The sequence below is a fragment of the Periweissella beninensis genome (genome assembly GCF_016908275.1).
Taxonomy (GTDB): domain Bacteria; phylum Bacillota; class Bacilli; order Lactobacillales; family Lactobacillaceae; genus Periweissella; species Periweissella beninensis.
Genome location: NZ_JAFBDN010000015.1, coordinates 1 through 24,827, shown reverse-complemented (window position 1 = coordinate 24,827; position 24,827 = coordinate 1). Strand labels below are relative to the sequence as shown.

General features: G+C 33.3%; 25 protein-coding genes and 1 tRNA gene. 20 read left to right on the top strand and 6 right to left on the bottom strand.

Features of this window, described 5'->3' with window-relative positions; genetic code table 11:
- Positions 1-73: 73 nt before the first annotated feature.
- The 11 genes from JOC59_RS06385 (at position 74) to JOC59_RS06335 (ending at position 11,462) form a co-directional block, all read left to right on the top strand.
- The gene (locus JOC59_RS06385; RefSeq protein ID WP_205143968.1) at positions 74-664 is read left to right on the top strand and encodes an ATP-dependent Clp protease proteolytic subunit; all 591 of its coding nucleotides are present in this window, start codon (positions 74-76) and stop codon (positions 662-664) included.
- A gap of 184 nt (positions 665-848) precedes the next feature.
- A complete protein-coding gene (gene cdaA / locus JOC59_RS06380) occupies positions 849-1,685 on the top strand; it encodes a diadenylate cyclase CdaA (RefSeq protein WP_205143967.1) in 837 nt (278 codons plus the stop codon).
- On the top strand, positions 1,682-2,749 hold the full coding sequence (locus JOC59_RS06375; RefSeq protein WP_205143966.1) for a CdaR family protein: 1,068 nt from the start codon (positions 1,682-1,684) through the stop codon (positions 2,747-2,749). The genes cdaA and JOC59_RS06375 overlap by 4 nt, the downstream gene beginning before the upstream one ends.
- A gap of 20 nt (positions 2,750-2,769) precedes the next feature.
- Entirely contained in the window at positions 2,770-4,131 is a 1,362-nt protein-coding gene (gene glmM / locus JOC59_RS06370) for a phosphoglucosamine mutase (protein ID WP_338090194.1), read from the top strand.
- A gap of 277 nt (positions 4,132-4,408) precedes the next feature.
- Positions 4,409-6,235, top strand: coding sequence for a glutamine--fructose-6-phosphate transaminase (isomerizing) (gene glmS / locus JOC59_RS06365; RefSeq protein ID WP_205143964.1), 1,827 nt, complete (start codon positions 4,409-4,411; stop codon positions 6,233-6,235).
- Between the two features lie 210 nt (positions 6,236-6,445).
- Positions 6,446-7,150, top strand: a complete 705-nt coding sequence (nagB, locus tag JOC59_RS06360) for a glucosamine-6-phosphate deaminase (RefSeq protein ID WP_205143963.1) — start codon at positions 6,446-6,448, stop codon at positions 7,148-7,150.
- Between the two features lie 185 nt (positions 7,151-7,335).
- Positions 7,336-7,638 (top strand): hypothetical protein, encoded by a 303-nt coding sequence (locus JOC59_RS06355; RefSeq protein ID WP_205143962.1) that lies wholly within the window; start codon positions 7,336-7,338, stop codon positions 7,636-7,638.
- A 28-nt stretch (positions 7,639-7,666) separates the two neighbouring features.
- Positions 7,667-8,122 carry a MarR family winged helix-turn-helix transcriptional regulator gene (locus JOC59_RS06350; RefSeq protein ID WP_205143961.1) on the top strand — a complete coding sequence of 152 codons (456 nt, stop codon included), beginning with the start codon at positions 7,667-7,669 and terminating at the stop codon, positions 8,120-8,122.
- Positions 8,123-8,271: 149 nt separating this feature from the next.
- The gene (locus JOC59_RS06345) at positions 8,272-9,516 is read left to right on the top strand and encodes an ammonium transporter (protein WP_205143974.1); all 1,245 of its coding nucleotides are present in this window, start codon (positions 8,272-8,274) and stop codon (positions 9,514-9,516) included.
- 470 nt (positions 9,517-9,986) lie between these two features.
- Positions 9,987-10,511 (top strand): GNAT family N-acetyltransferase, encoded by a 525-nt coding sequence (locus JOC59_RS06340; RefSeq protein WP_205143960.1) that lies wholly within the window; start codon positions 9,987-9,989, stop codon positions 10,509-10,511.
- A 33-nt stretch (positions 10,512-10,544) separates the two neighbouring features.
- A complete protein-coding gene (locus JOC59_RS06335) occupies positions 10,545-11,462 on the top strand; it encodes a helix-turn-helix transcriptional regulator (protein WP_205143959.1) in 918 nt (305 codons plus the stop codon).
- A gap of 81 nt (positions 11,463-11,543) precedes the next feature.
- Here JOC59_RS06335 and JOC59_RS06330 read toward each other — a convergent pair whose 3' ends face one another.
- From JOC59_RS06330 to JOC59_RS06315, 3 genes are all read right to left on the bottom strand, one after another.
- The gene (locus JOC59_RS06330) at positions 11,544-12,020 is read right to left on the bottom strand and encodes a universal stress protein (protein ID WP_205143958.1); all 477 of its coding nucleotides are present in this window, start codon (positions 12,018-12,020) and stop codon (positions 11,544-11,546) included.
- Between the two features lie 47 nt (positions 12,021-12,067).
- Complete coding sequence (locus tag JOC59_RS06325; RefSeq protein ID WP_205143957.1) at positions 12,068-12,346, bottom strand: hypothetical protein; 279 nt, start codon at positions 12,344-12,346, stop codon at positions 12,068-12,070.
- A 301-nt stretch (positions 12,347-12,647) separates the two neighbouring features.
- Entirely contained in the window at positions 12,648-13,913 is a 1,266-nt protein-coding gene (locus JOC59_RS06315; protein ID WP_205143956.1) for a replication-associated recombination protein A, read from the bottom strand.
- A 308-nt stretch (positions 13,914-14,221) separates the two neighbouring features.
- Between JOC59_RS06315 and rpsD the strand changes: the two genes are divergently transcribed.
- From rpsD to JOC59_RS06275, 8 genes are all read left to right on the top strand, one after another.
- Positions 14,222-14,833, top strand: coding sequence for a 30S ribosomal protein S4 (rpsD, locus tag JOC59_RS06310; RefSeq protein WP_205143955.1), 612 nt, complete (start codon positions 14,222-14,224; stop codon positions 14,831-14,833).
- Positions 14,834-15,297: 464 nt separating this feature from the next.
- Positions 15,298-15,663 carry an aggregation-promoting factor C-terminal-like domain-containing protein gene (locus tag JOC59_RS06305; protein WP_205143954.1) on the top strand — a complete coding sequence of 122 codons (366 nt, stop codon included), beginning with the start codon at positions 15,298-15,300 and terminating at the stop codon, positions 15,661-15,663.
- Positions 15,664-15,938: 275 nt separating this feature from the next.
- The gene (locus JOC59_RS06300) at positions 15,939-17,648 is read left to right on the top strand and encodes a septation ring formation regulator EzrA (RefSeq protein WP_205143953.1); all 1,710 of its coding nucleotides are present in this window, start codon (positions 15,939-15,941) and stop codon (positions 17,646-17,648) included.
- Between the two features lie 29 nt (positions 17,649-17,677).
- Positions 17,678-18,913, top strand: coding sequence for a nuclease-related domain-containing protein (locus JOC59_RS06295; RefSeq protein WP_205143952.1), 1,236 nt, complete (start codon positions 17,678-17,680; stop codon positions 18,911-18,913).
- Between the two features lie 43 nt (positions 18,914-18,956).
- Positions 18,957-19,397, top strand: coding sequence for a hypothetical protein (locus tag JOC59_RS06290; protein WP_205143951.1), 441 nt, complete (start codon positions 18,957-18,959; stop codon positions 19,395-19,397).
- A gap of 36 nt (positions 19,398-19,433) precedes the next feature.
- A tRNA-Val gene (locus tag JOC59_RS06285) sits at positions 19,434-19,506 on the top strand.
- 123 nt (positions 19,507-19,629) lie between these two features.
- Positions 19,630-20,526 carry a UDP-N-acetylmuramate dehydrogenase gene (murB, locus tag JOC59_RS06280; protein ID WP_205143950.1) on the top strand — a complete coding sequence of 299 codons (897 nt, stop codon included), beginning with the start codon at positions 19,630-19,632 and terminating at the stop codon, positions 20,524-20,526.
- A 119-nt stretch (positions 20,527-20,645) separates the two neighbouring features.
- Positions 20,646-22,748 carry a Na+/H+ antiporter gene (locus JOC59_RS06275; protein ID WP_205143949.1) on the top strand — a complete coding sequence of 701 codons (2,103 nt, stop codon included), beginning with the start codon at positions 20,646-20,648 and terminating at the stop codon, positions 22,746-22,748.
- Between the two features lie 89 nt (positions 22,749-22,837).
- On the opposite strand, the gene JOC59_RS06270 is transcribed toward JOC59_RS06275, so the two are convergent.
- The 3 genes from JOC59_RS06270 to tsaE are packed head-to-tail and all read right to left on the bottom strand — an operon-like array spanning position 22,838 to position 24,386.
- Positions 22,838-23,377 (bottom strand): 3'-5' exonuclease, encoded by a 540-nt coding sequence (locus tag JOC59_RS06270; RefSeq protein ID WP_205143948.1) that lies wholly within the window; start codon positions 23,375-23,377, stop codon positions 22,838-22,840.
- Between the two features lie 12 nt (positions 23,378-23,389).
- Positions 23,390-23,926, bottom strand: coding sequence for a GNAT family N-acetyltransferase (locus JOC59_RS06265; protein ID WP_205143947.1), 537 nt, complete (start codon positions 23,924-23,926; stop codon positions 23,390-23,392).
- Positions 23,919-24,386, bottom strand: coding sequence for a tRNA (adenosine(37)-N6)-threonylcarbamoyltransferase complex ATPase subunit type 1 TsaE (gene tsaE, locus JOC59_RS06260; protein WP_205143946.1), 468 nt, complete (start codon positions 24,384-24,386; stop codon positions 23,919-23,921). The genes JOC59_RS06265 and tsaE overlap by 8 nt, the downstream gene beginning before the upstream one ends.
- 229 nt (positions 24,387-24,615) lie before the next feature.
- On the opposite strand from tsaE, the gene JOC59_RS06255 reads away from it, so the two are divergent.
- A complete protein-coding gene (locus tag JOC59_RS06255; protein WP_205143945.1) occupies positions 24,616-24,780 on the top strand; it encodes a hypothetical protein in 165 nt (54 codons plus the stop codon).
- Positions 24,781-24,827: the final 47 nt, after the last annotated feature.

Below are 24,827 nucleotides of genomic sequence, written 5' to 3'. Positions count from 1 at the left end.
TGCGGTAATATTAAGTGTACCTATTAGCACTCAATGTTATGGAATGCTAATTTAATTAAAAGGAGGATTTGATATGTATCCAGTACCTACAGTTATTGAAACATCATCACGTGGTGAACGGGCATATGATATATATTCACGTTTATTAAAAGATCGTATTATTATGGTTAGTGGTCAAATTGAGGATGGTATGGCCAATGCTATTGTGGCTCAATTATTGTTCCTTGATGCCCAAGATTCAGAGAAAGATATCTACATGTATATCAATTCTCCTGGTGGAGTTGTTACTGCTGGAATGGCAATTGTTGACACGATGAATTTTGTTAAGTCAAACATTCAAACAGTGGTTATGGGTTTAGCTGCATCAATGGCAACAATTATTGCTTCTTCAGGAACAAAGGGTAAACGCTTTATGCTACCAAATGCAGAGTATTTAATTCACCAACCAATGGGTGGTGCTCAAGGTCAACAAACTGAAATTGAAATTGCCTATCAACAAATTACAAAAACAAGACATCGGCTTGCTAAGGTTTTGGCAGAAAATGCTAATCAACCATTAGAAAGAGTTGAAAAAGATATTGAACGTGATTATTGGATGGATGCAAAGGAAACTTTGGAATATGGATTGATTGATAAAATCATGGAATCTTCATCAGAATTATAAGAAGCTATTAAAAAAGTGGTTAATTTTAAGTGTTAACTACTTTTTTTGTGATTAAAAACAGTAATCTGGTGAAAAGAACGAAAGCATTATTAAATGCTAGATGTAATAATGGTTGAAAATTAATATCATGGTATAATAAAATTTAGTATGAAAAATCTACATAAAAAAGGTAGGGATCGGTACCGTGGATGTAGGAAGTCTATTAACATTAAGAAACTTAGTACATTTGATTGATATTGCTGTCGTTTGGTTTGTTATATATCAATTATTAATGTTATTAAAAGGGACCCGAGCAGTTCAGTTGATGCGTGGTGTTTTGATAGTGTTAATTATCAAAATTTTAAGCGTTTGGTTTGGATTGGATACTTTTTCATGGTTGATGGGTCAGATAATTAATTGGGGAGTTATTGCCTTAGTCGTTATTTTTCAACCTGAAATTAGACGGGGACTTGAACATTTGGGAAGAGGTTCAGTTTTCGTTAAAACGCGGAAGCAAAATGAAGAGCAAGAACATTTAATTGAGGCGTTGGATTTTGCCATGCAATATATGGCAAAACGGCGAATCGGGGCATTAATATCAATTGAGCAAAATACAGGATTAGAGGAGTATATTGAGACTGGTATTAAGCTCGATGCAAAAGTTAGTGGCCAATTATTAATTAATACGTTTATACCAAATACCCCATTACATGATGGAGCAGTTATCATCGAAAATAATCGAATAGCAGTCGCAGCGGCCTATTTACCATTATCAGAAAGTAGTACAATTCCTAAGGAACTTGGAACACGACACAGAGCAGCCGTAGGGATTAGTGAAGTTACAGATGCGTTAACAATTGTTATTTCAGAAGAAACGGGAGAAGTTTCTTTTACGCTAAATAATGAATTAATTCGAAATTTAGATCGGCAAGATTATTTAAATATGCTACATAAGCAATTAGGTCAAGTAGGAAACGTTAATGCTAAGAGTGGCTTTTTTAGGATCGTGGATGCTTTTTTTAAGGGAGGCAAGCCAAAGTGAAAATTGTTAAATTTTTGAAAGCACAAGGTATTTATTTAGTAATTTCATTAATATTTGCAATTGCATTATTTATTTATGTTGGCAATTCAAATCAAGCTACGCAACAAGCTAAAGATAATCAAAGTAGTGGAACTTTTACGACGCTTACATCACAACGCAAAGTAAAAGTTACAATGCCATTACAGGTAAATGTTGATACTAGTAAGTATTTTGTTACTGGCGCGCCTAGTACAGTTACCGTACAATTAACGGGCTCAAGTGCATTAGTGACGGCTGTAGCCAATACTAAAAATTTTGAGATTAGTGCTAATTTAAAAAATTTAAGTTTAGGTAAACATCGGGTGCAGCTAAAAGTAAGTGGGTTAGATAAAACGGTTGCTGCTAAAGTGATACCAAGTAAGATTAATGTGGAAATCGCGCAACGTGCAAGTAAAATCTTTAATGTGAATGTAAATTACAATAAAGAAAGTATTGCTAGTGGTTATGAAGTAACGCAAACTAATTCAAGTGTGCAGAATGTTCAAGTAACGGGTGCTAAGGATCAGGTTGACCAAGTTACACAAATTATTGCACCGCTTAACTTGAATGTTGATACACGGCGTAGTGTCCAACAACAAGTTAAATTAGAAGCAATTAATGCTAATGGTAAACTATTAGATGTTGTTTTGAGTCCACAAACGACTCAAGTTAATTTAAATATTAAAGCGGGGCAAGGCCAAAAAACAGTCCCAGTAGTATTAAAAGCACAAGGTAAAGATAACGGTGATTATGAATTAACGGCTAATGTTAATGAAGTTGTTTTATCCGGGCAACAAACGACCTTAAATAAAATCAAAAATATTCAAACAACTGTGGATGTTGATGGCATCACTAAGACGACGGTGAAAACAATTAAAATTGACAGTCTTGAAGGGATTAGTAAAATTTCACCACGTAAGTTAAAGGTAACGATTACACCAAGTGGTAAAAATGGAGACACAAGTCAAACTAGCAAGGCAACCAGTACAAAAGATACAGCTGTCGTTAATAGTAGGACTAGTTCAAGTTCAAGTACTGATAAATAGGGAGATATAAAATGACAGAAATTAAACTGAAATATTTTGGCACAGATGGTGTTCGAGGGGTAGCAAATGAAAGTTTATCACCTGAACTTGCGTTTAGATTAGGCCGTGCAGGTGGGTATGTACTAACGCAACATGCTAGTTCACAAGCGCGACAGCCTCGGGTTTTAGTAGCGCATGATACTCGTATTTCAGGACAAATGTTAGAATATGCGTTAATATCGGGTTTATTATCAGTTGGAATTGAAGTATTGAGTTTAGGCGTAATGTCTACACCCGGCGTTGCCTATTTAGTTCGTGCACAATCAGCTGATGCTGGTGTTATGATAACTGCATCACACAATCCTGCTGCCGATAATGGAATTAAATTTTTTGGTGCAGATGGTTTTAAACTATCTGATGCTTTAGAATTTGAGATTGAACAACTATTAGATGCGCCAGTTGACACCTTACCACGACCGGCAGCACAGGGCTTAGGAAGTGTTTCAGATTATCCTGAAGGTGCGTTGAAATACACTAAATTTTTACAAGATACGATCCCCGATGATTTAAGTGGCTTAAATGTTGCAATTGATGCTGCAAATGGAGCAACTTCTGGCTTGGTGTCACATTTATTTGCTGATTTGGGAACTGATTTTAGTACAATGGCAACTAGCCCCGATGGTATTAATATTAATGATGGGGTTGGATCTACGCATCCCGAAGAATTAGCTAAATTTGTCCTTGCTAAAAGTGCGGATGTTGGTTTAGCGTTTGACGGTGATGGAGACCGGTTAATTGCAGTTGATGAGTTAGGTAATCTTGTTAATGGTGATAAAATAATGTTTATTACTGGTAAATATTTGAATGAAAATGGACGCCTTAAAAAAAATACGGTTGTAACAACCGTTATGTCAAATATTGGTATGTATAAAGCGCTAGAAGCTAATGATATGCAATCAGTTAAAACCGCAGTTGGGGATCGTTATGTAGTTGAAGAAATGTTGAAAAATGGCTATAACGTTGGTGGTGAACAATCAGGACATGTTGTATTTTTGGATTGGAATACCACCGGTGATGGAATGCTAACAGCAATTCAATTATTATATATAATGAAAGTTACTGGAAAAAAATTATCTGTTTTGGCCAATGATGTGACCGAATATCCGCAAAAATTGGTTAATGTACAAGTTAATAATAAAAAAGAAGCTTTAGAAAATACGGCAATTAAAAATGTTATTGCCGAAGTTGAAGCAGAAATGAATGGTGATGGACGCGTTCTTGTGCGGCCAAGTGGAACAGAAAACCTTTTACGAGTAATGGCAGAGGCGCCAACCCAAGAAATGGTTACAAAATATGTTAATCGAATTGTGGCAGTTGTTAAAACTGAAGTTGGTGTTGTCTAGTTAGGCTATACCAATTTTTGAATTTGATATTTTTAAAATATTATTTAAATGATTAAACGAGACTGAGGTAACTTCGCTAGTCTCGTTTTTTTGAACACAGTACCTATAATGATAGGTATAATTTGTTAACAATGATAGTTAAATACAAATATGTAATTACAATTAAAATCATCAAAAGATGTCTATACCAATTTAAGGTTATTCTTGACAAATATCTTTTATTTAGGTTAATATGATTTAGACCATTAAATATAAAATTATAAAGTGAGGATTCACTATGTGTGGAATTGTTGGAATAACTGGGAATAAAGTTGCGTTACCAGTTCTATTACGAGGATTAGAAAAACTAGAATACCGTGGCTATGATTCAGCCGGGGTCTATGTTAATGATAAAGATGGAAAAGAATATTTATATAAAGAAAAAGGTCGGGTAGCTAAACTTGAAGAGATGGTTGCCGATAAAAAAATTCAAGGGACGACGGGAATTGCTCATACACGATGGGCGACACATGGTGTGCCAAGTGCTCGTAACTCACACCCTCATGTGTCAGCATCTGGTCGATTTTATTTAGTGCATAATGGGGTGATTGAAAATTTCCGTGAATTACGCCAAACGTATTTAGCAGATGTACCTTTTAAATCAGAAACAGATACCGAAGTTGCTGTTCAATTAATTGCATTTTTTGTTGAAAATAAAAAGTTGGATATAGTATCTGCTTTTAGAAAAGTTTTGAATTTAATTGGTGATGGATCTTACGGATTCGTATTAGTGGATAATCAGCAGCCAGATACATTGTATGTGGCAAGAAATAAAAGCCCACTTTTGCTTGGCCTAGGGGATGATTTTAATGTTGTGACTTCTGATGCAGCCGCAATGTTGGAATATACGCATGACTTTATGGCTCTTGATGATGGTGAAATGGCAATTGTAAAAGGTGATGAAATTACTATTTTAAATGAACAAGGAAACGTAGTAAACCACGAAGCTTTTCGCTTAGATATTGATGCGTCAGAAACTGACAAAGGACTTTATCCATTCTATATGCTAAAGGAAGTTGAAGAACAGCCTAATGTAATTCGGACAATTTTGGAACATTATATGGATGCACAACAACATGTTGCGCTTGATAATGAAATTAAAGATGCGTTGCAAAAAGCACAAAGAATTTATATTGTGGCAGCAGGAACTTCATATCATGCTTCATTAATCGGAAAGCGAATGTTTGAAGGATTAGTTAATAAGCCAACTCAAGTTGAAATTTCATCAGAGTTTGCATATGATAACTTTATTCCCGAAGATAATCCATTTTTTGTTTTCTTATCACAATCCGGTGAAACCGCTGATTCACGCGAAGTACTCCAAATGGTTAAAGAACGTGGATTTAAATCATTGACGCTAACTAATGTTCCTAATTCAACGTTAGCACGTGAGGCTACTTATGCATTACCATTGTTGGCAGGCCCTGAGATTGCAGTTGCATCAACTAAAGCTTATACGGCACAAATTTCAGTATTGGCAATTTTAGCCCAAGCGATGGCTAATGACAGTTTCAATGTAGCACATCCCTTAGCTTCAATTGCAATAGCGATGGAGGCAATTTTACAAAATAAAGAAAAGTATCAAGAGTTAGCTGAAGAATACTTGGTTAATGCTAAACATGCATTTTACATTGGTAGAATTAATGATGCCGAACTAGCACTTGAAGCAGCCTTGAAGTTGAAAGAAATTTCTTATGTCCATACGGAAGGGTTCGCAGCAGGGGAGCTAAAACATGGAACTTTAGCATTGATTGAAGAAAAGACTCCAGTAATTGCACTGTTAACACAAAGTGCTACAGCTGATTTGACACGATCTAATTTAGCAGAGACGGCCGCGCGTGGTGCTCATACGATGATTATTACGACTAAAGAAAATGCTAAAGAAGGAGATCAAGTTATTTTGCCTTCAGTTGATGCCCAAGATGATGATCCGCAAGTTGTCCAACAGTTAGCAATTCTTCTAGCGACAGTACCTGTTCAATTATTATCATATTATACATCGTTAGGTCGTGGCTTAGATGTTGATCGTCCAAGAAACTTAGCGAAGTCAGTTACAGTGCAATAAGAAGGATTTATTGGTGCTTTGTTAATTGATATGAGTTAAAAAAATAAAAAGCAACTGATTGATCCTTTCAATTAGTTGCTTTTTTGTGTAATGAATGAAGAAAAAGTGATTATTATTGGTAGATTTAAAAGCATTAGTGGGATTAAATCTTGTTAAACTATGGATAGTAGGTTATCATTGGTATATACCAATGAACAGAAAGGATTTAATATGCAAATTATAAAAGTTAATACCCCAGAAGATGGAGGGAACGAAGGGGTTCGTATTATTAGTAATGCATTAAAAAATAATAGATTAAATTGTCTTGGATTAGCAACAGGAAGTACACCGATTACTTTATATCAAGCTATAATTGCACAACATATTAATATGCAACATGTTGTATCAGTAAATTTAGATGAATACGTTGGTTTATCTGCAAAGCATCCTCAAAGTTATCATCAATTTATGCAAAAAAAATTATTTGATAAGGTAAACTTCAAAGCAAACTATTTACCAAATGGTGATGCAACAGTTATTGCTGATGAAATAAAGCGGTATAATGATATCATTGCAAAAAATCCCATTGATATTCAAATACTAGGAATTGGAGAGAATGGTCATATTGGTTTTAATGAACCGGGAACGTCCTTTGATAGTAAAACTCATTTAGTTGATTTAACAGCAAATACAATCAAGGCTAATGCACGTTTTTTTGAAAATATAGCGGATGTACCAACCCAAGCAATTACCATGGGTATTCAACAAATTATGGCTGCAAAACAGATTATTATGTTGGCATATGGCACCAAAAAGGCTCAAGCTATTGCTAATATGATAAAAGGTCCGATAGTTGAAAATATGCCTGCATCAATTCTACAAAATCATAAAAATGTGATAGTAATTGCAGACGGAGCAGCATTAAGTTTATTATGATTAAATATGTAAAGTCTATTGACAGCGCTTACATTATTATGTAATATAATAGCAAGTAAGAAAAAATTTCTTACCTTCTAATCAATTCTCTTTCTCTCTTATGCCGACCCTTCGTCTTTTTTGACGAAGGGTTTTTATGTTTTTGATGATATAATATAATTTAAAGATAGTTAGGGAGGCATAGTATGGAAGAAACCTTAGATTTGATTGAAGAAATTACCCGTAATGATAGTTCTAAATATTATGAAGTTGGTAATTTAACACATAATGGCCGTGCAGAAGCAGCGGTTGAAAAGGGGTTTATTAAAGAGGTTAGAATTCTTAAATTAAATATTCCACATTCAAAACATGTGCAAATATATGAAAAATACATTAATGAAACTCAGAAAATGCCAGTTTGGGAGATGTCAAGCTGGGATGAGTGGGAAAAAACACCAGAAATGTTAGCAGAAATTAAGATTATTTTAGCAGATAATAAAGTCGGCTGAAGTTAGTAACTGAGAGGATCTAAAGTAAATGAAATCGGAATTACTAGAAAAATATATTGATGTGTATTTAGCATATGTTAAATATCTGGATGATGTAATTGCCCAGCCAGCAGCTAAATATAAATTATCATTTGAACAGTATTTAATACTAAGAGATGTGGCTCAACGTGAAACACTTACATTAACAGATATTGTTGATGAACGTAATGTGACCCGTGCGGCAATTTCTAGACAAATCAAAATGTTATTGAAAAGAAATTATATTTACCAAGAACCAGATATTAAGGATCGACGTAGAATGTTATTGCACTTAACTCCTGATGGTAAAGAAGCAGAGCGTATAATTAGTAGGAAAGTACGTGATCGATTTAACGGATGGATTGATATTTTCGGATCGGAAAAAGCTGAGGATATTTTAAGGTTTATTCAGGATTTTGGTGAAGTAGTCCATCAAGAAAATCTTGATCAAGAAAGTAAAAAATAAACAATGGTAAAAAAACGTACATATTAATTTTATAATATTAATGCTTGTTAATGTCATATTAACTAACAAAATCACTTTGAAAGTAAATAAAAAATAAGTATCCTAATAGTTAATTGGTATAGAATTTTTTATTTGCGAGGAGAGATATGATGGATACAGGAGATATTGTTTGGGTATTGATATCAGCAGCATTAGTATGGATTATGACACCAGGTTTAGCCTTATTTTATGGTGGCCTAGCTAATAAAAAGTATGCTAGTAATACAGTTTTTTTATCAGTTATTATTTTAGGAATTGCTCCATTGGTATGGAGTGTTTTAGGTTATTCACTTGCTTTTTCTGGTAATGGTAAATTTATCGGTAATTTGCATAATGTGTTATTAAATGGCATATCTTTTTCTAAATCAACAATGAATTTAAATATTCCTGATGCTGCATTTATGTTATTTCAAGGCATGTTCCCCATCATTACAGTTGCAATTATTACTGGTTCTGTAGTTGGTAGAGTAAACCTAAAAGCAATGCTTATGTTTATTCCAATATGGTTGATTACCGTATATACACCATTGGCTCATATGGTCTGGGGTGGAGGACTACTTGCTAAACTAGGCGCATTAGATTTTGCTGGCGGAGATGTTGTTCATATTTCTTCGGGTGTTTCTGGTTTAGTGTTAGCCATACTAATTGGTAAAAGGCGCAAATTAAAGGATGAAAATGATGAACCTGATAACATTGTTAATGTTGTGATTGGTGGCGCATTATTATGGATTGGTTGGTTTGGTTTTAATAGTGGGTCCGCATTGGCGGCGAATAGTACTGCTATTTTAGCTTTTGTAAATACAAGTATTGCAGCTGCTAGTGCCATGGTTATGTGGTTTATAATTGATTTTATTAGAACTAATAAGGCCAAAATTACGGGGGCATTATCTGGTAGCTTAGTTGGCTTAGTTGTTATTACGCCCGCAGCAGGGTTAGTTTCACCTACAGCTGCTTTATCAATGGCCTTAGTAGCTACGCCGATTGTTTATTTTTTGATTAACTTTTTGAAAAATAAATTTCACTATGATGATACACTAGATGCATTTGGTTTCCATGGAATAGGTGGGATTATAGGTGGGATTTTAACTGGTGTATTTGCATTTAAGGAAAATGGTGGCTTAATTGCAACGGGATCACTAAAACAGTTAGGTATTCAAGGTGTTGCAGTTATTTTTACTATTATTTTTGCAGGTGTTATGACATTTATCATTGCTAAGTTAATAAGTTTAGTAGTTCCTTTGAGAGTTGAAGAAAGTGTTGAAATTAAAGGAATTGATTATGAACTACATGGTGAATATATCAGTATTTTGGGCTCAACACAGTTTAACAATCGTTTTCATACAGGAAATAAATAAATTAAACAAAATGCTTTACTAGAAAGCGCTTTCATGATAATATATAGCCATAAGGAAGAATCGTAGATATTGGAACCGGATAAGGTAACTTGCGGACAATATCGCTGGAGATTCGCTGATTCTAGTAGTGTTAAAGTTAAGTAAATGGATTAATGGTACTCTTGTTAAACTAGATAGGCGTGTAGTTTTGGTAAAACTTTCAACGATAATGTGGTCATATAGTTAAGTTTGGGAAAGTGCAAAGCATCAACAGTTAAAATTAAGACCATTTTATTGCGGTTGAATACAACGTAAAATGGCGTGATTCTTCCTAAAGGGGGGTGATAACATGAAGAATGTTATTGTCCCCTTTTTTATATTTAGTCATTGATCATAAATTTTTGTAATAAAATGATTGTAGAATGCTGAAAAGTCAGTTATAATAACGCTTATCGCAAAAATTTTATCGGATGATTAAGGAATTTAATACAATGGCAGAATTAATGTTACAAAAAGCTGAAATTGCTGATTTATTAGATGTTATGGAAATAACTAAGCAAGCCAAAGCGTTATTAAAGGCAGACGGTATTAATCAGTGGCAAGCTGGATATCCCAACGAAGATGATTTTGAAAATGATATTGTAAAAGGACATCTTTATGTTGCCAAACTTGAAAAAACTGTGGTGGGTTTTATATCACTAATTGATGGTATTGATCCGTGGTATAAAATTATCGAAAATGGTGCTTGGCTGAGATATGATCAACCTTATTACACTATTCATCGGGTAGCAGTTAGTTTGAGTGCCAGTGGTCAACAAGTGGGATATCGAATGTTGAGAGCAGCTATCTTAAAGTGTTTGGAATTAGATGCTACGATTGCGAGTATACGGGTAGATACACATCCATTAAATACTCGTATGCAACATTTACTTGAAAAAGTTGGCTTTGTCAAAACAGGTGAGATCTTTATTAATGAAGGTGAACTGAGATTTGCATACGAATATCTAAAAGCATAAAGCTTTGAGGTGAAAGTATAGTGAGGATCATAGATGTGGATTGACGGCGAGAAAATAAGAAATAAACGACTAGATTTAGGTTTAACACAAACTGAATTAGGAAGCGGAATTTGTACACAAGCAACGATAAGTCATATTGAGAATAGAAATCATGTGCCACGTGTAAAGACCGCGCAACTAGTGTGTAAACGCTTGAATCTAATTTTAGATGACAATTTATTATTAAAGACTAATGATGATTATCATGAAAACATTACAGCGTGTTTTTCTTTATATTTATTGCGAAAACCAGTTAAGTTAAGACAAAAATTGGAACAAATTAAATATAGTAAGTTAAAAGATCCATATCTGATTAGTCAATATTATCTTATGATTGCATATCTTGAATATTGTACTCGTAAATATGAAGCGTCATATAGAGCTACGTTGTTGGCGCAAGAACAACTATCAAAGCATCCACATGCTTATTTTGAATTGATAGTTTTAGTTAATTTAATGGTCATTAGCTCAAAAAAGAAGGATGATAAAAAGGTAGTAACTTATGGCCAGTTAGCCTACAATTTAGCCATAAAGCTAACACCAACCTCAGCCCATGAATCAACAGTTCTTACAAACAGTTTATATGATATTGCTGAAGTCTATCAATTATGGAACTACGATAACTTAGCACTTAAAATAATTAATTTGATTATTAAGAATCATCGTGCGTATTTACTAGAACTATCTGTTTATGGTAAAGCATGTATTATGAAGAGTTACTTAGCTAAGAGCAAGCAAACTGCAGTTAATCATTTAATGATGGGATGTTTAATTGGTGTAAGCTCAACAAATAATCAATTTAAGAAAAATAATAAAAAAATAATTGAACAATTGCTTAATAAGGAAATCACTTTATCCGAATTACATGATATGTTAAATGAACAAAAAATATTATTTAATTCTTTAAAATGACAATGAAAAAATGGTTAAAATAAAGATCCTAGTTTAGTTATAAACTAGGATTTTTATTTTAACCATTTTTAGCTGATAAAGTTAATCAGTCGTTGTTCTAACAACTAACACATCAATATCGGCAACACGGGTTACATATTCAGTTACAGATCCAATTAAGATTCGTTCGACAGCGTTTAAACCAGTTGCGCCAATCATAATCAAATCAGCGTTAAATTCTTTAGGGGCTTCTTTAGCAATAATGGCTTTAGGAGAACCATATTCAATACTATAATCGACATTTGTCACACCAGCTGTTTGTGCGCGTTGAACATATTCATCTAGTGTTTCTTTAGCAGTTTCCGAAACCTGTTCAACCATAGAAGTATCAAAGGAAGAAACATTTTGAAACGCACGTGTATCTATTACATGTAAAATATGTAAGTGTGCTTGACTACCGTTTCGCTTAGTAACTGCAATTGCTTTATTTAAAGCAAGTTCAGCTTCCTTTGAACCATCTACGGGGACAAGGATGTTTAAATAATGTTGATCTAACATAATACTCACCTCATCTTTCATTACTATACCTACAGTATAACATAGCTATTAGGAAAAAATTAATCAAGTTAACCTTTAAAAAGATTTGCTACATTAAATAATAAAATTGAGGACAAAATCATACCAATGATTAGCATGATGGCAATTAAGGTAATGTTTGCAAGATAAAGAGTAATCAAAGTAAAAATTCCAACAATAACAAAAAGTAAGGAAAATTTTTTTAGCTGTTGAGTATGTTTAGGCATTATTTTTAAGCCTAAAAAAGAATCCTTGGGATGATGTATTAGGTAGAAACCAATTAAAAATTCTATAAAAACAAAAACAATCATTAAAATATTAAGTAACATATACATATGTCCAATCTAAATTATTTAGGCTGTTAGCAAAAAAGCTGAATCAAAATTACTTTTGATCCAGCTTCAGTTAAAGAAGTCCAAATTGGCACCGTTAGAAAATTCTTCAGTTTGACCCCGATAAACGAGGTGGCTGACTAATAATTACTTTTTAATGTTACCAAGTGTAAGGCCTACATGCCAAAGTAATGTTCCTCAACCAATTTGTAATTACTTGTAAGGCAAAGCTGAAATCATGAATTTTCGCGTATACCTTAGATTCTTTTAATTAATTATACCAATAGATTACTTAAAATTAAAGCGAATCGAGTTTTTCAGCAGTTAATTTGAGTTGTTTTTCATAGTTACTGTTACCTTTAGGTTTAAAATAGATTTGTTTTTTTAATTTAGACGGCAAATATTGTTGTCTAATCCAATCATTTTGATAATTATGAGGGTATTTATAGTGGACGCCATGCCCTAACTTAGTAGCACCTTGATAATGGGCATCTTTTAAGTGCGCAGGAATGGCTAAATTACCGTATGAATGTAAATCGTTAAGGGCGGCATCAATAGCGATTAATGCAGAATTTGATTTAGGTGATAAAGCCAATTCAATTGCGATATTAGCTAAAGGAATACGCGCTTCAGGTAAGCCAATTTTTTCGGCGGTATTAGTAGCTTGAAGAGTCCTTGCTGCTAGCTGGGGATTAGCTAAACCAATATCTTCATAAGCAATAACTAGTAAGCGGCGAATGATAATTGGTAAGTCACCCATCTCAATTAGGCGCGCTAAGTAATGCAAAGTGGCATTAACATCACTACCGCGAATTGATTTTTGAAAAGCTGATATGACATCGTAGTGAGCATCGCCATTTTTATCACCACTAATATTTTTCCGTTGAACGGTGTCTTGAATAATTTCTAATGTAACATGAATCTGATTATTCGAATCAGGATTAGTAGATAAAACTGCTAATTCTAGACTATTGAGTGCACTTCTTAAATCACCGTTAGTAGCCATCACTAGTTCAGTCATAGCATCAGGTGTTAGATCAACATTTAGTTGACCTAAACCCCGGATTGGATCTTTAAGGGCATGGCGAATTGCTATTTCAATTTCATTTTGCTTTAAAGGTTTCACCTCGAAAATTTGGGTTCTAGATCGAATGGCAGGGCTAATAGAAATATAGGGGTTTTCAGTTGTTGCGCCAATTAAAACAATTGCACCACTTTCTAAATGCGGTAGTAAAAAATCTTGCTTAGCTTTATCTAAGCGATGAATTTCATCAAGTAGTAGGATAACAGTTCCGGATATTTTGGCTTCTTCGGCAACAATTTGTAGCTCCTTTTTGCTATCTACAGCAGCATTTAATATTCTGAAAGCATAGTTAGTAGTACCCGCAATAGCACTAGCGATACTGGTTTTACCAGTGCCAGGTGGCCCATACAAAATCATTGATGATAGGCGCTTAGCTTTAACCATCCGATTAATAATTTTATTGGTCCCGATAATATCGGTTTGGCCAACAATTTCAGCTAAGGTTTTAGGACGCATGCGAAAGGCTAGTGGTTGTTGCATATTAAATTCCTTTCAGTTTTTTTTAAGCTAAGTATAGCAGTTTAGGGATATTTCCGCATAGTGAATTGATAATTAAAGAATCACTTGGAATATAATTGTTTATTTTTATGGGATACTATGGTAAGATATACCTTGTGTTTAATAAGGCAGCAGTGAACGGTAAGCTCGTCACTAGCTAAATTACCCCGTCAAAGGAAGCCTAGTAACCGCGGCTGTGAAGGTGAAAAGCGTGAATTTAGCTACACGAATATTGAGTTCACATGAATTATTAGATAACATAATTCATATTAAGTAGGAGGACATTATTTATGTCTCGTTATACAGGTCCTAAGTACCGAATTTCACGTCGTTTAGGTGTATCATTATCAGGTACTGGTAAAGAATTAGCAAGAAAACCATATGCACCAGGTGATCATGGACAAGGACGTCGTGGTAAATTATCAGAATTTGGTATCCAACTTCGCGAAAAGCAACGACTACGTTTTACCTATGGTATGACTGAACGTCAATTTGCTAACTTGTTTGAAAAAGCTGGTCGTGTTCGTAAGGGAACTCACGGTACGAACTTCCTTGTTTTACTTGAAACTCGTTTGGACAATATGGTTTACCGCTTAGGTTTAGCTACTACACGGGCCCAAGCTCGTCAATTGGTTAACCATGGTCACATTCTTGTTGATGGTAAGCGTGTAGATATTGCTTCATATGAAGTTAAACCAGGTCAAGAAATTTCAGTACGTGATAAGTCAAAGAACTTGGCTATCATTGCAGCAGCTGTTGAAGCAGTTATTGCACGTCCTCAATTTGTTGAATTTGATGCTGAAGCATTGAAGGGTTCATTAGTTCGTTTACCAGAACGTGAAGATCTTGATGCTGATATTGAAGAAAACCTTGTTGTTGAATACTACAACAAATTGGGATAATTTAATGTTTGTTAAAAAGTCTAGGATGTTTTTCCTAGGCTTTTTTGTTTTCGCGTGTTGATAAACCAAAATGAGATAATGATACCGACCATGAGTAGTTTGGTTAGATGCTAAGCTATCTTTTTGTTTTTTGCATACCTATAAAAGGCTCAGGCTAATTCTACAAATAATATAACACTAATTAATTGCAGATGGCAGATTATACCAAAAATTAAATTTGGTTAATTAATTTATGTGGCTGGAACCTTCATGTATTGACGATTAAGCTATCATAAGCAAAAAACACATAACTTAGATTAAATTAATAAACTTTCACTAAAAATAAGTTATGCCCTAAACATTACAGATTTTTTACTAATGCTTTGTTTGTTACAAGGTTGCAATAAAAGTCGCTCAATTGCTATATTTCAATAATATAACCGTTATGTTTTAGCAGTATCATATTGTTCATGGAAAATAATAATATGAAAAACTTAATAAAAAATGTTTTAGTATGTATACTTGTAATTATTGCATTTGTGGTAGTGGCTAAACCTACAACTTCAGTTGATGCATCTGTAAAAAGTAATAAACATGTGGTATATCGGATTGCTAAGCAAAATTATAATTGGGGCAAGACACAAACTAAATATTTAAACAAGATTATCAAAAGAGAATCTGGTTGGAATCGACATGCGCGTAATGGCCGATATTATGGCCTATTTCAAACCACTAACGTTGTAGATAGATCAGTTAGTGGTCAAGCACGACAAGGATTACGATATATCGCAAATCGTTATGGGACACCATACCGCGCTTGGCTACATACCCAACGTACTGGTTGGTATTAAAAATACATAATTGTAAAAGCTAGTAAAATTAGTAGATGAGATTTATCCTATTAATACTACTAGCTTTTTTGTTACATTACGATAACTAAGCTATATTATCAGTAAGCAAAGTGAAAGCATGTGATATACTTAAACTTAATAAGGGCTTGTGTTTTCTGTAAAATTTAGCAAACAATGATTGTTTTTAATGGGTAGATTAATCACTAAAAAACGTGATACGTACAAAGAGAATAATTATAAATAATAAAAATTAATATGTATTGAAGGAATAGTATATGACATCATCATTATTAAAAGTAGTAATAGGAATTTTTGTAATTGCGATCATTATTTATATTGTAATATTTGTTATACAAAGGATGACAGTAAAAAAGGTAAGTGAATTACAACTAAAAAAGCAAAAGTTGACAGAATTAGATACTAAAGATGAACTTAAAAAAAGTGAAAAATTAAGTTTAACTGGGAAATCACTAAAAAAATTTCAAGAAATTCAAAAAAAATATCAAGATATTGAAAAAAATGATTTTAAAGAATTTGATCGTTCAGTTGATCTATTATTATTTGATGTAAAGGGATGGAATATTGTAAAAACTCAGCAGCAATATCATCAACTTGAACTATTTTTAGATGAGATTGCGAATAAGATAGTTGAAGTTAGGCAAGAGTTAGAAGCGTTAAAAGCAATTGATGAAGCTCATCGGCAAGCGGTACGGGAACTTGAAGGTAAGTATCAGTTTTTGCGTAAAGAATTACTTACTAAAAACTTTGAATTTGGAGATTCAATTGATAAATTAGAGGAAATGTTAGCTTCTTTAGAAGATGATTTTGATGAATTTACGCAATTAACTAATCAAGGTGATCACACAGCAGCTACAGACATTTATGATCAATTAAATGACGAAACAAAGCAACTTGAAATGATGATTGAGCAAATTCCAGCAATTCGACAACAGCTATCGATTGATTTTCCAGCACAAATTAATGAATTAAAGAGTGCTCATCAACAACTATTGGAAGATGGTTATTTATTTGAGGATCAAAATATTGCTAAAAACATTGATAGTATAGATGCTAGCCGCGTAATTGCCAGTAATTTATTGGATGAATTAGAAATTGATGAAGCCAAGGCTGCAACTAGTAAAATCGCTAAGCAAATTGATGGTATTTATAGTAAAATGCAAGCAGAATTAGATGCGAAAAAAGAAGTAAAACGCGTTTTACCAGAAGTTAGTCGATTTATTGAACATGCAAAACGACAGAATCATTTATTATTAATGGAATTAGATCGTTTAGGGCAACGATATATATTAACTAATCAAGAAATAGGGACCACCCATAAATTTGGGGAAGAAATTGAGAAGGTAAGTGCCCAGTATCGACAAATTATGTTAGATGTTCAATTTAACAAAGCAATTTATACTAGCATAAATTATGTATTAAATGAGATTGAAAATAAATTGACAAAATTAGAAGAAGAACATCAAAAAATTTGGAATGGTGTTGCTAGTCTTAATGAACGTGAACAAAATATTAAAAAAATATTGGAACAGTCAGCATTTAAGTTACGAGATATTAAGCGAAGTGTTGAACAAATGAATTTGCCGGGTTTATCTCAGGAATATCGTAATCAATATGAACATGTTAACTATTTAATTGGCAAACTTGATCAAGATATTCAAGCAATTCGGATTGATATTGATGATGTTGAAAAGCAAAATCAAGTAATTCTCAAATATACGACAGAAATTGAACAACTAACTAATGATATGCAAAGTGATGCTCGTTTAGCAGAGCAATTATTACAATATGCAAATCGCTATCGGTTGAAAAACCAACAAATTGGTAAGACCTATCAAGCAGCATTAGTAGCTTATCAAGAACAATATGATTATAAGCAAGCGCAAAGTGTTCTTGGAAAAGCCATTGAAATGGTTGAACCAGGAGTTTATCAAAAACTTAAAGATAGTATTACTTTAGAAAACTAAGGACCTAACTTGAAAGGTAAATTACTTATATGGAATATAAAGGCCGTGTTCGTGAAATAGTTCCCTATGACCGAAGAAGACATGCTGGGGGATACGGATTTATTCAAAGTGATGATGATCAATCAATCTTTTTTTTATTAGCTTGGGCTAATTATCAACCCGTTAAAGTTGGTGATTATGTTGAGTATGAAACAGAAATGGACGAAGCAAATCGTCTTCATGCTAATCCAGTTCAACGTGATGAAAAAAGAATGGCCAAACAAATTAAATTGATGCTAAAACAGGGTAACTATACGACTTTTCGTAAAAGATTACCTGTACCAGGTGTACGTACTAGCACTACTAACATGGCTGCTGCATATGAATATTTAAATAATATCCAAAATGATTTTGGTGAAGATAATGATGTTTTGCCATCAACAATGTTATCAACTATTAATGAATGGATTTCAAAGCTTTTAGATTTAATGGATGACTTTGATAAGCATGAGCAATTAAAAAATTTATTAGTTAATCGTAATTTATTACCGAAAAAAAACCAAATTGAAGAACTAATAACATTACAAAAAAATCTTAGGAAAATGAACTATGAACAACGTGGCCGCTATTATGGAGTGCGTGGCGAGCAATTAGTACAAGCGAAACTTGATCAACATCAACTTGAATATGTACAAAATCCGACATTACCCGAATTTGATAGTGACGGTAACGTTATCGGTGCTACTGAAATTGATTTTATTACGGTCTCAATGTTTGGTATCCATGTTATTGAAGTTAAAAATTATGGGGCAAATAAAAATCAAGAACAAAAAATAACGATAACAAAAGATGGTCAATGGGGGCGAATCGGGGCTGCTCAAGAAAATGTTACTAATCAAAATGATTTACATATTGCCGCAGTTGAAGGAGTACTGTTTAGTGCTAAAGAACTAGAAAATATTGATAAAGTAAAGCTTTTAGCTACGCCAATATTTGTAATACCAAATGAGAATGTTGAGTTACAAAATTTATCGGCTGAAATTATTGTGAGAACTGGATTATTGTATGATGCGATTGCAAGACCAATTCGTAAGACAAGACAAGCAATATTGAAAAATGATGAAGTTCAACGAATCTTAGCAGTTTTAAATAATGCATTAGAAGCTAATCGCCAGTTTCAATATGTTTTACCGGATGAGCACTTCTTAAATGATGCATATTCAATGTTGTCTCGGTATGAGGCTGCGATGTATGTTTTTGAGCATTTAGAAGAAATTTATCAATAATAATGATAATATAAAATTAATAAATTATTTGGAAGTGATTGATATGTTATTTGGGAAAAAAGAAATTGAAAAAAAACCTAAAAATAATCAAAATGACGAGCTAAGGGATTTGTATTTAGTTGAGGTTCAACAAATTGTTACAGAAACCATTGAAGATCATTTTGGCTCATCGGTAGTTGTTTTTCCGACATTTTCTTGGGAAGAAGGTAATCTAAATGCAGACTTTGTTGCTTACCGTAGTTTTGCTCTAAGAGTACAAATTATATTTAAAACGGATCAACATACCGAAAAAGGTATGTTAAATATAATGGTTGGTGTTGGCCCATTATGGCAGGATTTAAGTGGATTATTAGAAACTGAATTACGTGCACAGGTTAGAAATGATTTCACTAAAGAAAATCTTGATAATAATTTAGCATTAGCAGATCATTATTTAAAATGGCGGTTAAGCTCTAATCAAAAAAACAAATTTAATATTGAATAACGTAAAAATTATGCTATACTTTTATGTATAGTGAATGGAAGATTAGCTCAGTTGGGAGAGCATCTGCCTTACAAGCAGAGGGTCACAGGTTCGAGCCCTGTATCTTCCATACAATAGATAGCATAAAGTTGTGATATAACCGAGTATCATGACTTTTTTATTTAGTTTATAATGTTAAATAGATGTTAGTTATAATTTTTGGTGGTAATTATTTAGAAAAAAGGTTGATAAAATGATAGTCGATTTAATTAATGAATTTCCAACAATGGAAATATTAAAAAATGAACTTTTAAATAAGTATACACATACAGCAATTGGCGGACCTGCAGATTGGTTAGTTTTTCCCCATTCTATTGAAGAGGTCCATAAGATTGTTGATTTTGCTCATGAAAATGAACTTTTATTGACAGTATTAGGCAATTCATCAAATTTATTAATTAAAGATGGGGGTATAAGAGGAATTGTTCTGATGATGACTAAGCTCGTCGGTATTAGGCATGACGCCGATAGTTTAACTGTATTAGCTGGAACATTAACTATTGATACTTCAGAATATGCATATCAGCAAGGCTTAACTGGCTTTGAATGGGCGGCTGGTATTCCAGGCTCAATTGGTGGTGCTGTTTATATGAATGCTGGGGCATATAATGGTGAAACAAATGATATTTTAGCTTCTGTTGATGTAATTACTAGAAATGGTAAGTATAAGACCTATACGAAAGAAGAGGCAAAGTTAAATTATCGTGATAGTGTTATGCAACATACACACGACGTAATTATTGCCGCTAGTTTCCAGTTGCAAAAAGGTGATAAAACGATAATTAGAGCAACAATGGATGATTTTAATCAAAGACGTCGGGATAAACAGCCTCTTGAATTACCTTCTGCTGGCTCAACTTTTAAGCGACCAACTGGCTATTATGCTGGTAAATTGATTATGGATGCTGGCCTCCAAGGTTATCGGGTAGGTGGTGCCGAGGTTTCAAAGAAGCATGCTGGTTTTGTTGTTAATATTGACCATGCGACGGCAAGTGATTTTTTACAAGTAATTAAACATGTTCAAGCTGTGGTATATGAAAAAGATAAAGTTAAGTTAGAACCAGAAGTTAGGATAATGGGCTCAGATTAAATTTAAGATAGTAATATAAAGTTCTTCTTTTAATGATAAATATTAAAAGAAGAACTTTTGCGTTTTCTTTAAACCTTAGCTATTATTAATAGTAATAGACTAGAATGGAGGAACTTTACGTGCCAATTTTGGAAGTAGTTATTTTATTAGTATTTTTAATTATTTGTGCTAATATAATTTCGCATTTCATCCCAAAAATTCCAGTTAGTATTGTGCAAATTATTTTAGGTGCTAGTGCAGCTTTAATGTTTCATACAGAAATTAAGTTAGAAACAGATTGGTTTTTGCTATTATTTATTGCACCATTATTGTTCAATGATGCTTGGACATTTCCAAAGAAAGAACTATGGGAATTAAGAGGGCCAATTTTTGGAAATGCAATTTTATTAGTTTTATTAACAACGATTCTAGGTGGGTGGCTAATTTACCTGATTGTACCAGCGATTCCTTTACCAGTAGCATTTGCGTTAGCAGCTATTTTATCACCAACTGACCCAGTAGCAGTCCAGTCAATTGGGAACTCAGTTAGTTTACCGGCTAGAATTATGCACCTGGTTGCTGGCGAAAGTCTAATTAACGATGCTAGTGGTTTGGTGGCCTTTAGATTTGCAATCACCGCGACAGTTACTGGGGCATTTAGCATCACCCAAATACCCTGGATTGGTTTAGAAATGGTGAGATTAATTATTGTGGGGATAGTTGTTGGCTTGGTCTTCATGCAGTTAATTAATTTAGTTATTGATAACTTACGCCGAAAAGGAATTGATGATGCCATATTTCATGTTGTTGTGCAGCTAATAACACCATTTTTAATATTTTTTATTGCTGAAGAAGTTTTCAATGCTTCTGGCGTGATTGCGGTGGTGGCTGCAGGTATTTTAGCAAATGTGCATTCAACTAAAAGTATTGAAGAAACACCAGAGTTAACTTTAATAGGAATTAATACTTGGAAGATTGTTTCATATTTATTGAATGGAATGTTATTTGTTATTTTAGGTATTGAATTACCAGTAGCTACGCATATTTCAACAGGAGCAGCACAGTTTAATATTTTTGAGGTTGTTGGTTATGCCGTTGTAATTTGGATGATTTTATTTATTATTCGTGTTTTGTGGACCTATGTTAGTCAGTGGACACATCATTTTAAGAAAAATACTCATGAAGCAGTATCATGGCGTGTTGCTATCTTATCAGGACTGACGGGAGTTAGAGGCTCAATAACGATGGCAGGGGTTTTATCAATTCCCAGTACGCTAAAAAATGGTGCTGGCTTTCCAGCACGGGAATTAACAATTGCATTAGCTGCGGTAACTATTTTATTGAGCTTATTAATGGCAGTTGTTGTTTTACCATGGGTAACACAGAAAAAAATTATAATTGATGAGGAAACACAGACAATAAAAGCCTTATATGATGAAGGGAAAGCTTTAGCACCATATTATATAAGTGAACCAACTGCAAGAATTATTACTTTACAGATGGCTGTAAAAACACTTGAAAACCTACGACGTGAAGGGAATCAAGGAATCATCTATGATCTTATTTTAGAATATCAATTTTTAATTCGGAAAATTCAACTTAAGTATCAAGCCGATAGTTTAGTAGCACCAGTAATTGAAGATGAAATTGAGCTACGTAAAAAAGGTCTTATGATTGAACGAGACTGTTTACAAAAGTTATTAATAAATGAAAAAATATCACAGTTAGTATACCATTCAGGAATTCGTAGAATTGAACGGCAAGAAAATGAACTCGAGAATTATATGCATCGACAAATAACATTTTCGAGTCGATGGATTGAATATGCAATTCGTAGATTTTTTAGATTCATTAGAATTTGGTTGAGTGGTGATGATACGGAAGAATTGCAGTCTCAATATGAATTAGCACGTAGGGAAACTGCTAAAGCAGCAATTAAAGGCTTATCCGATTATTTAAGTGTAAAAGAAGCGGCACATGTATATGATCATCAAGCTGTTTACAATTTGATTATTCAATATCGTAGTCGAATTGAAAAAATAAAACAAGATAATAATGCTGAAAATAGGGATGCAATGCAAGAGAAAGCGGAGATTTTAGCAGTCGCCTTGACTGCTCAAAGAGAAGGAGTAGCTCAGCTTTACGCACAACATCAAATATCACGAAAAACAGCCGTACAATTACGACAACATATCAATTACGCTGAAAATGCAGCATTTAATGATTCGAGTGAAGAATTGTAGGTAAATATTATAACCCCCCTTAAAAGTGATTACTTTAGCTTTTAAGGGGGGTTATAATTTAAAGATTAATGCTTCAATAGGAAACATTATTAGCTCTGATATAGTTTTATAGCTTGATTAATAGGTGTTTCACCAAATTGGGCATATTCCTTTAGAAGTATATTAGCAGCGGCGAGACTATCATCCAAAGCATTGTGATGATGAACCAGAGGAATATCAAGTGCATTCGCTACTGTATTTAATTTATGGTTTACTAAATGCGGTAGCAATTGTTTGCTTAGCCGAGCTGTGTCCAAACTTAAAAAAGTAGGGACTATTAGGTTATATGATAGGAGGGTGTTTTTTAAAACACTATTATCAAAGGGGGCATTATGTGCAATTACAAGTTGATCACTTGTAAAGAACATTTTAATTTGTTCCCAAATAAGAGGAAAAGTGGGCGCATTAACAACATCCTGCGAAGTAATGCCATGGATTTGGATATTACGTCGGTGAAAAGTAGTTTGTGGATTAATTAAAGTGTAAAATTCATCACTAATAGAATTATCCCGAACAATTGTTAATGCTAATGAAACAGCACTGTTACGGCTTGGATTAGCCGTTTCAAAATCAATGGCAATAAAATCCATAATCGTCTCCTTTTAGCCAATAAGTGGAGTTAAGTCAAATTGCATATCAAAAGTAGTAACCGTTTTATTATTTTTAAGAGTAATTGTTCTAGTGCTAGCTGGAATAACTTCAAAATTAAACTTTTGATAAATATGAATAGCGGGCGCATTTTGTACTTGAACACTTAAAAATAGATTATTTAAGGTACTATAACTTTCAGCCCAATAAATACTTTCATCAATTAAAGCTTGTGCAAGTTTATTACCTTGAAAAGCTTTTAAAACTGCTACACCAATTTCACCTTGTTTATTATCATGAAGGGTAGGTTGAATAGTTGCAAGGCCGATTAATTGATCTTTATAAGCAGCAACAAAAATAACGTTAGTAGTCGTTGCTTGAATTTCATTAATCGCGATAACTTGTTGTTCAACAGAATAATATTTTAAATTAGTATCGAGAGTAAACGTATCACTTTCCGTGATTAATACTTTAACTAATTTAAGTAAGGCACTTGCATCAGTTGAATTAATTGGCCGGATGCTAACAGTATCTGTGTTGTTTTTACTCATCTAGTTGCTCCAAAATATGCTGATAGTGGTTATTAGTAGCCTCCATTGTAATTGTTCGGGTAGTTGAATCAAGATGCTTATCATCACGTGAAAATGATATTTTAAGATAATTTTTTGGTAAAACATCGCTAATAAAATTTGACCATTCAACGACGCTAATACCACCAGACATGAAATATTCTTCCAATCCTAGTTCATTACCACCGCCATTTTCCAAACGATATACATCCATGTGGTATAAAGGAAATTTACCGCCTTGATATTCACGAATAATGGTAAAAGTTGGACTTTTGATAGTCCGAGTAACTCCTAGCCCGATAGCTAGTCCCTTCGTAAAGGTAGTTTTACCTGCACCTAGATCACCATCTAATAAAAGTAAGTCGCCAGCTGATAATAAATAAGCTAATTGGGTACCAATTTGTTTGGTTTCTTGGGCATTATTGACATTAAAGATTTTCATATTAAGCCGATAGTTACTATATAAATAAATATCATTAATATAATATTTATTAATTATACTAAATCCTTTCTAGTAAAGTGGTTTGTACTAATCGCTTTTTACATAGTTTAGCAATTAAACCTAATTATATAGCAAATCAATGTAAGTCGAAACAAATGTAACCATTTTGTAAGTTATTAACTAATATAATTATGATATTATTTATTTATAATAAAAAGAGGTTAAATTTGTGAAATATAAATTAATATTATTAACGTTAATAGGATCATTTTGGATGATGGTAGGGAATGTACATGCACAAAATAATATGTGGGAAACTATTGATATTAAGCAAACAACATTAAACGGCGAATTTTATAATCAAGTTAGCCACTTTAGAAAAATGACAAAATAAAAACACCAAGACTTAAAAATCAGGTATCATTGGAGTTCTCACACAAA

Excerpts from the sequence above, each read along its gene's own strand:
- JOC59_RS06385 (WP_205143968.1), top strand. The coding sequence starts at position 74 with ATGTATCCAGTACCTACAGTTATTGAAACATCATCACGTGGTGAACGG.
- nagB (WP_205143963.1), top strand. The coding sequence starts at position 6,446 with ATGCAAATTATAAAAGTTAATACCCCAGAAGATGGAGGGAACGAAGGG.
- rpsD (WP_205143955.1), top strand. The coding sequence starts at position 14,222 with ATGTCTCGTTATACAGGTCCTAAGTACCGAATTTCACGTCGTTTAGGT.
- JOC59_RS06330 (WP_205143958.1), bottom strand. The coding sequence starts at position 12,020 with ATGAAAGATGAGGTGAGTATTATGTTAGATCAACATTATTTAAACATC.
- glmS (WP_205143964.1), top strand. The coding sequence starts at position 4,409 with ATGTGTGGAATTGTTGGAATAACTGGGAATAAAGTTGCGTTACCAGTT.
- JOC59_RS06300 (WP_205143953.1), top strand. The coding sequence starts at position 15,939 with ATGACATCATCATTATTAAAAGTAGTAATAGGAATTTTTGTAATTGCG.
- JOC59_RS06315 (WP_205143956.1), bottom strand. The coding sequence starts at position 13,913 with ATGCAACAACCACTAGCCTTTCGCATGCGTCCTAAAACCTTAGCTGAA.
- JOC59_RS06295 (WP_205143952.1), top strand. The coding sequence starts at position 17,678 with ATGGAATATAAAGGCCGTGTTCGTGAAATAGTTCCCTATGACCGAAGA.
- JOC59_RS06270 (WP_205143948.1), bottom strand. The coding sequence starts at position 23,377 with ATGGATTTTATTGCCATTGATTTTGAAACGGCTAATCCAAGCCGTAAC.
- JOC59_RS06340 (WP_205143960.1), top strand. The coding sequence starts at position 9,987 with ATGGCAGAATTAATGTTACAAAAAGCTGAAATTGCTGATTTATTAGAT.
- JOC59_RS06350 (WP_205143961.1), top strand. The coding sequence starts at position 7,667 with ATGAAATCGGAATTACTAGAAAAATATATTGATGTGTATTTAGCATAT.
- tsaE (WP_205143946.1), bottom strand. The coding sequence starts at position 24,386 with ATGAAAATCTTTAATGTCAATAATGCCCAAGAAACCAAACAAATTGGT.
- murB (WP_205143950.1), top strand. The coding sequence starts at position 19,630 with ATGATAGTCGATTTAATTAATGAATTTCCAACAATGGAAATATTAAAA.
- JOC59_RS06325 (WP_205143957.1), bottom strand. The coding sequence starts at position 12,346 with ATGTTACTTAATATTTTAATGATTGTTTTTGTTTTTATAGAATTTTTA.
- JOC59_RS06345 (WP_205143974.1), top strand. The coding sequence starts at position 8,272 with ATGGATACAGGAGATATTGTTTGGGTATTGATATCAGCAGCATTAGTA.
- JOC59_RS06290 (WP_205143951.1), top strand. The coding sequence starts at position 18,957 with ATGTTATTTGGGAAAAAAGAAATTGAAAAAAAACCTAAAAATAATCAA.
- JOC59_RS06305 (WP_205143954.1), top strand. The coding sequence starts at position 15,298 with ATGAAAAACTTAATAAAAAATGTTTTAGTATGTATACTTGTAATTATT.
- JOC59_RS06265 (WP_205143947.1), bottom strand. The coding sequence starts at position 23,926 with ATGAGTAAAAACAACACAGATACTGTTAGCATCCGGCCAATTAATTCA.
- JOC59_RS06335 (WP_205143959.1), top strand. The coding sequence starts at position 10,545 with ATGTGGATTGACGGCGAGAAAATAAGAAATAAACGACTAGATTTAGGT.
- JOC59_RS06355 (WP_205143962.1), top strand. The coding sequence starts at position 7,336 with ATGGAAGAAACCTTAGATTTGATTGAAGAAATTACCCGTAATGATAGT.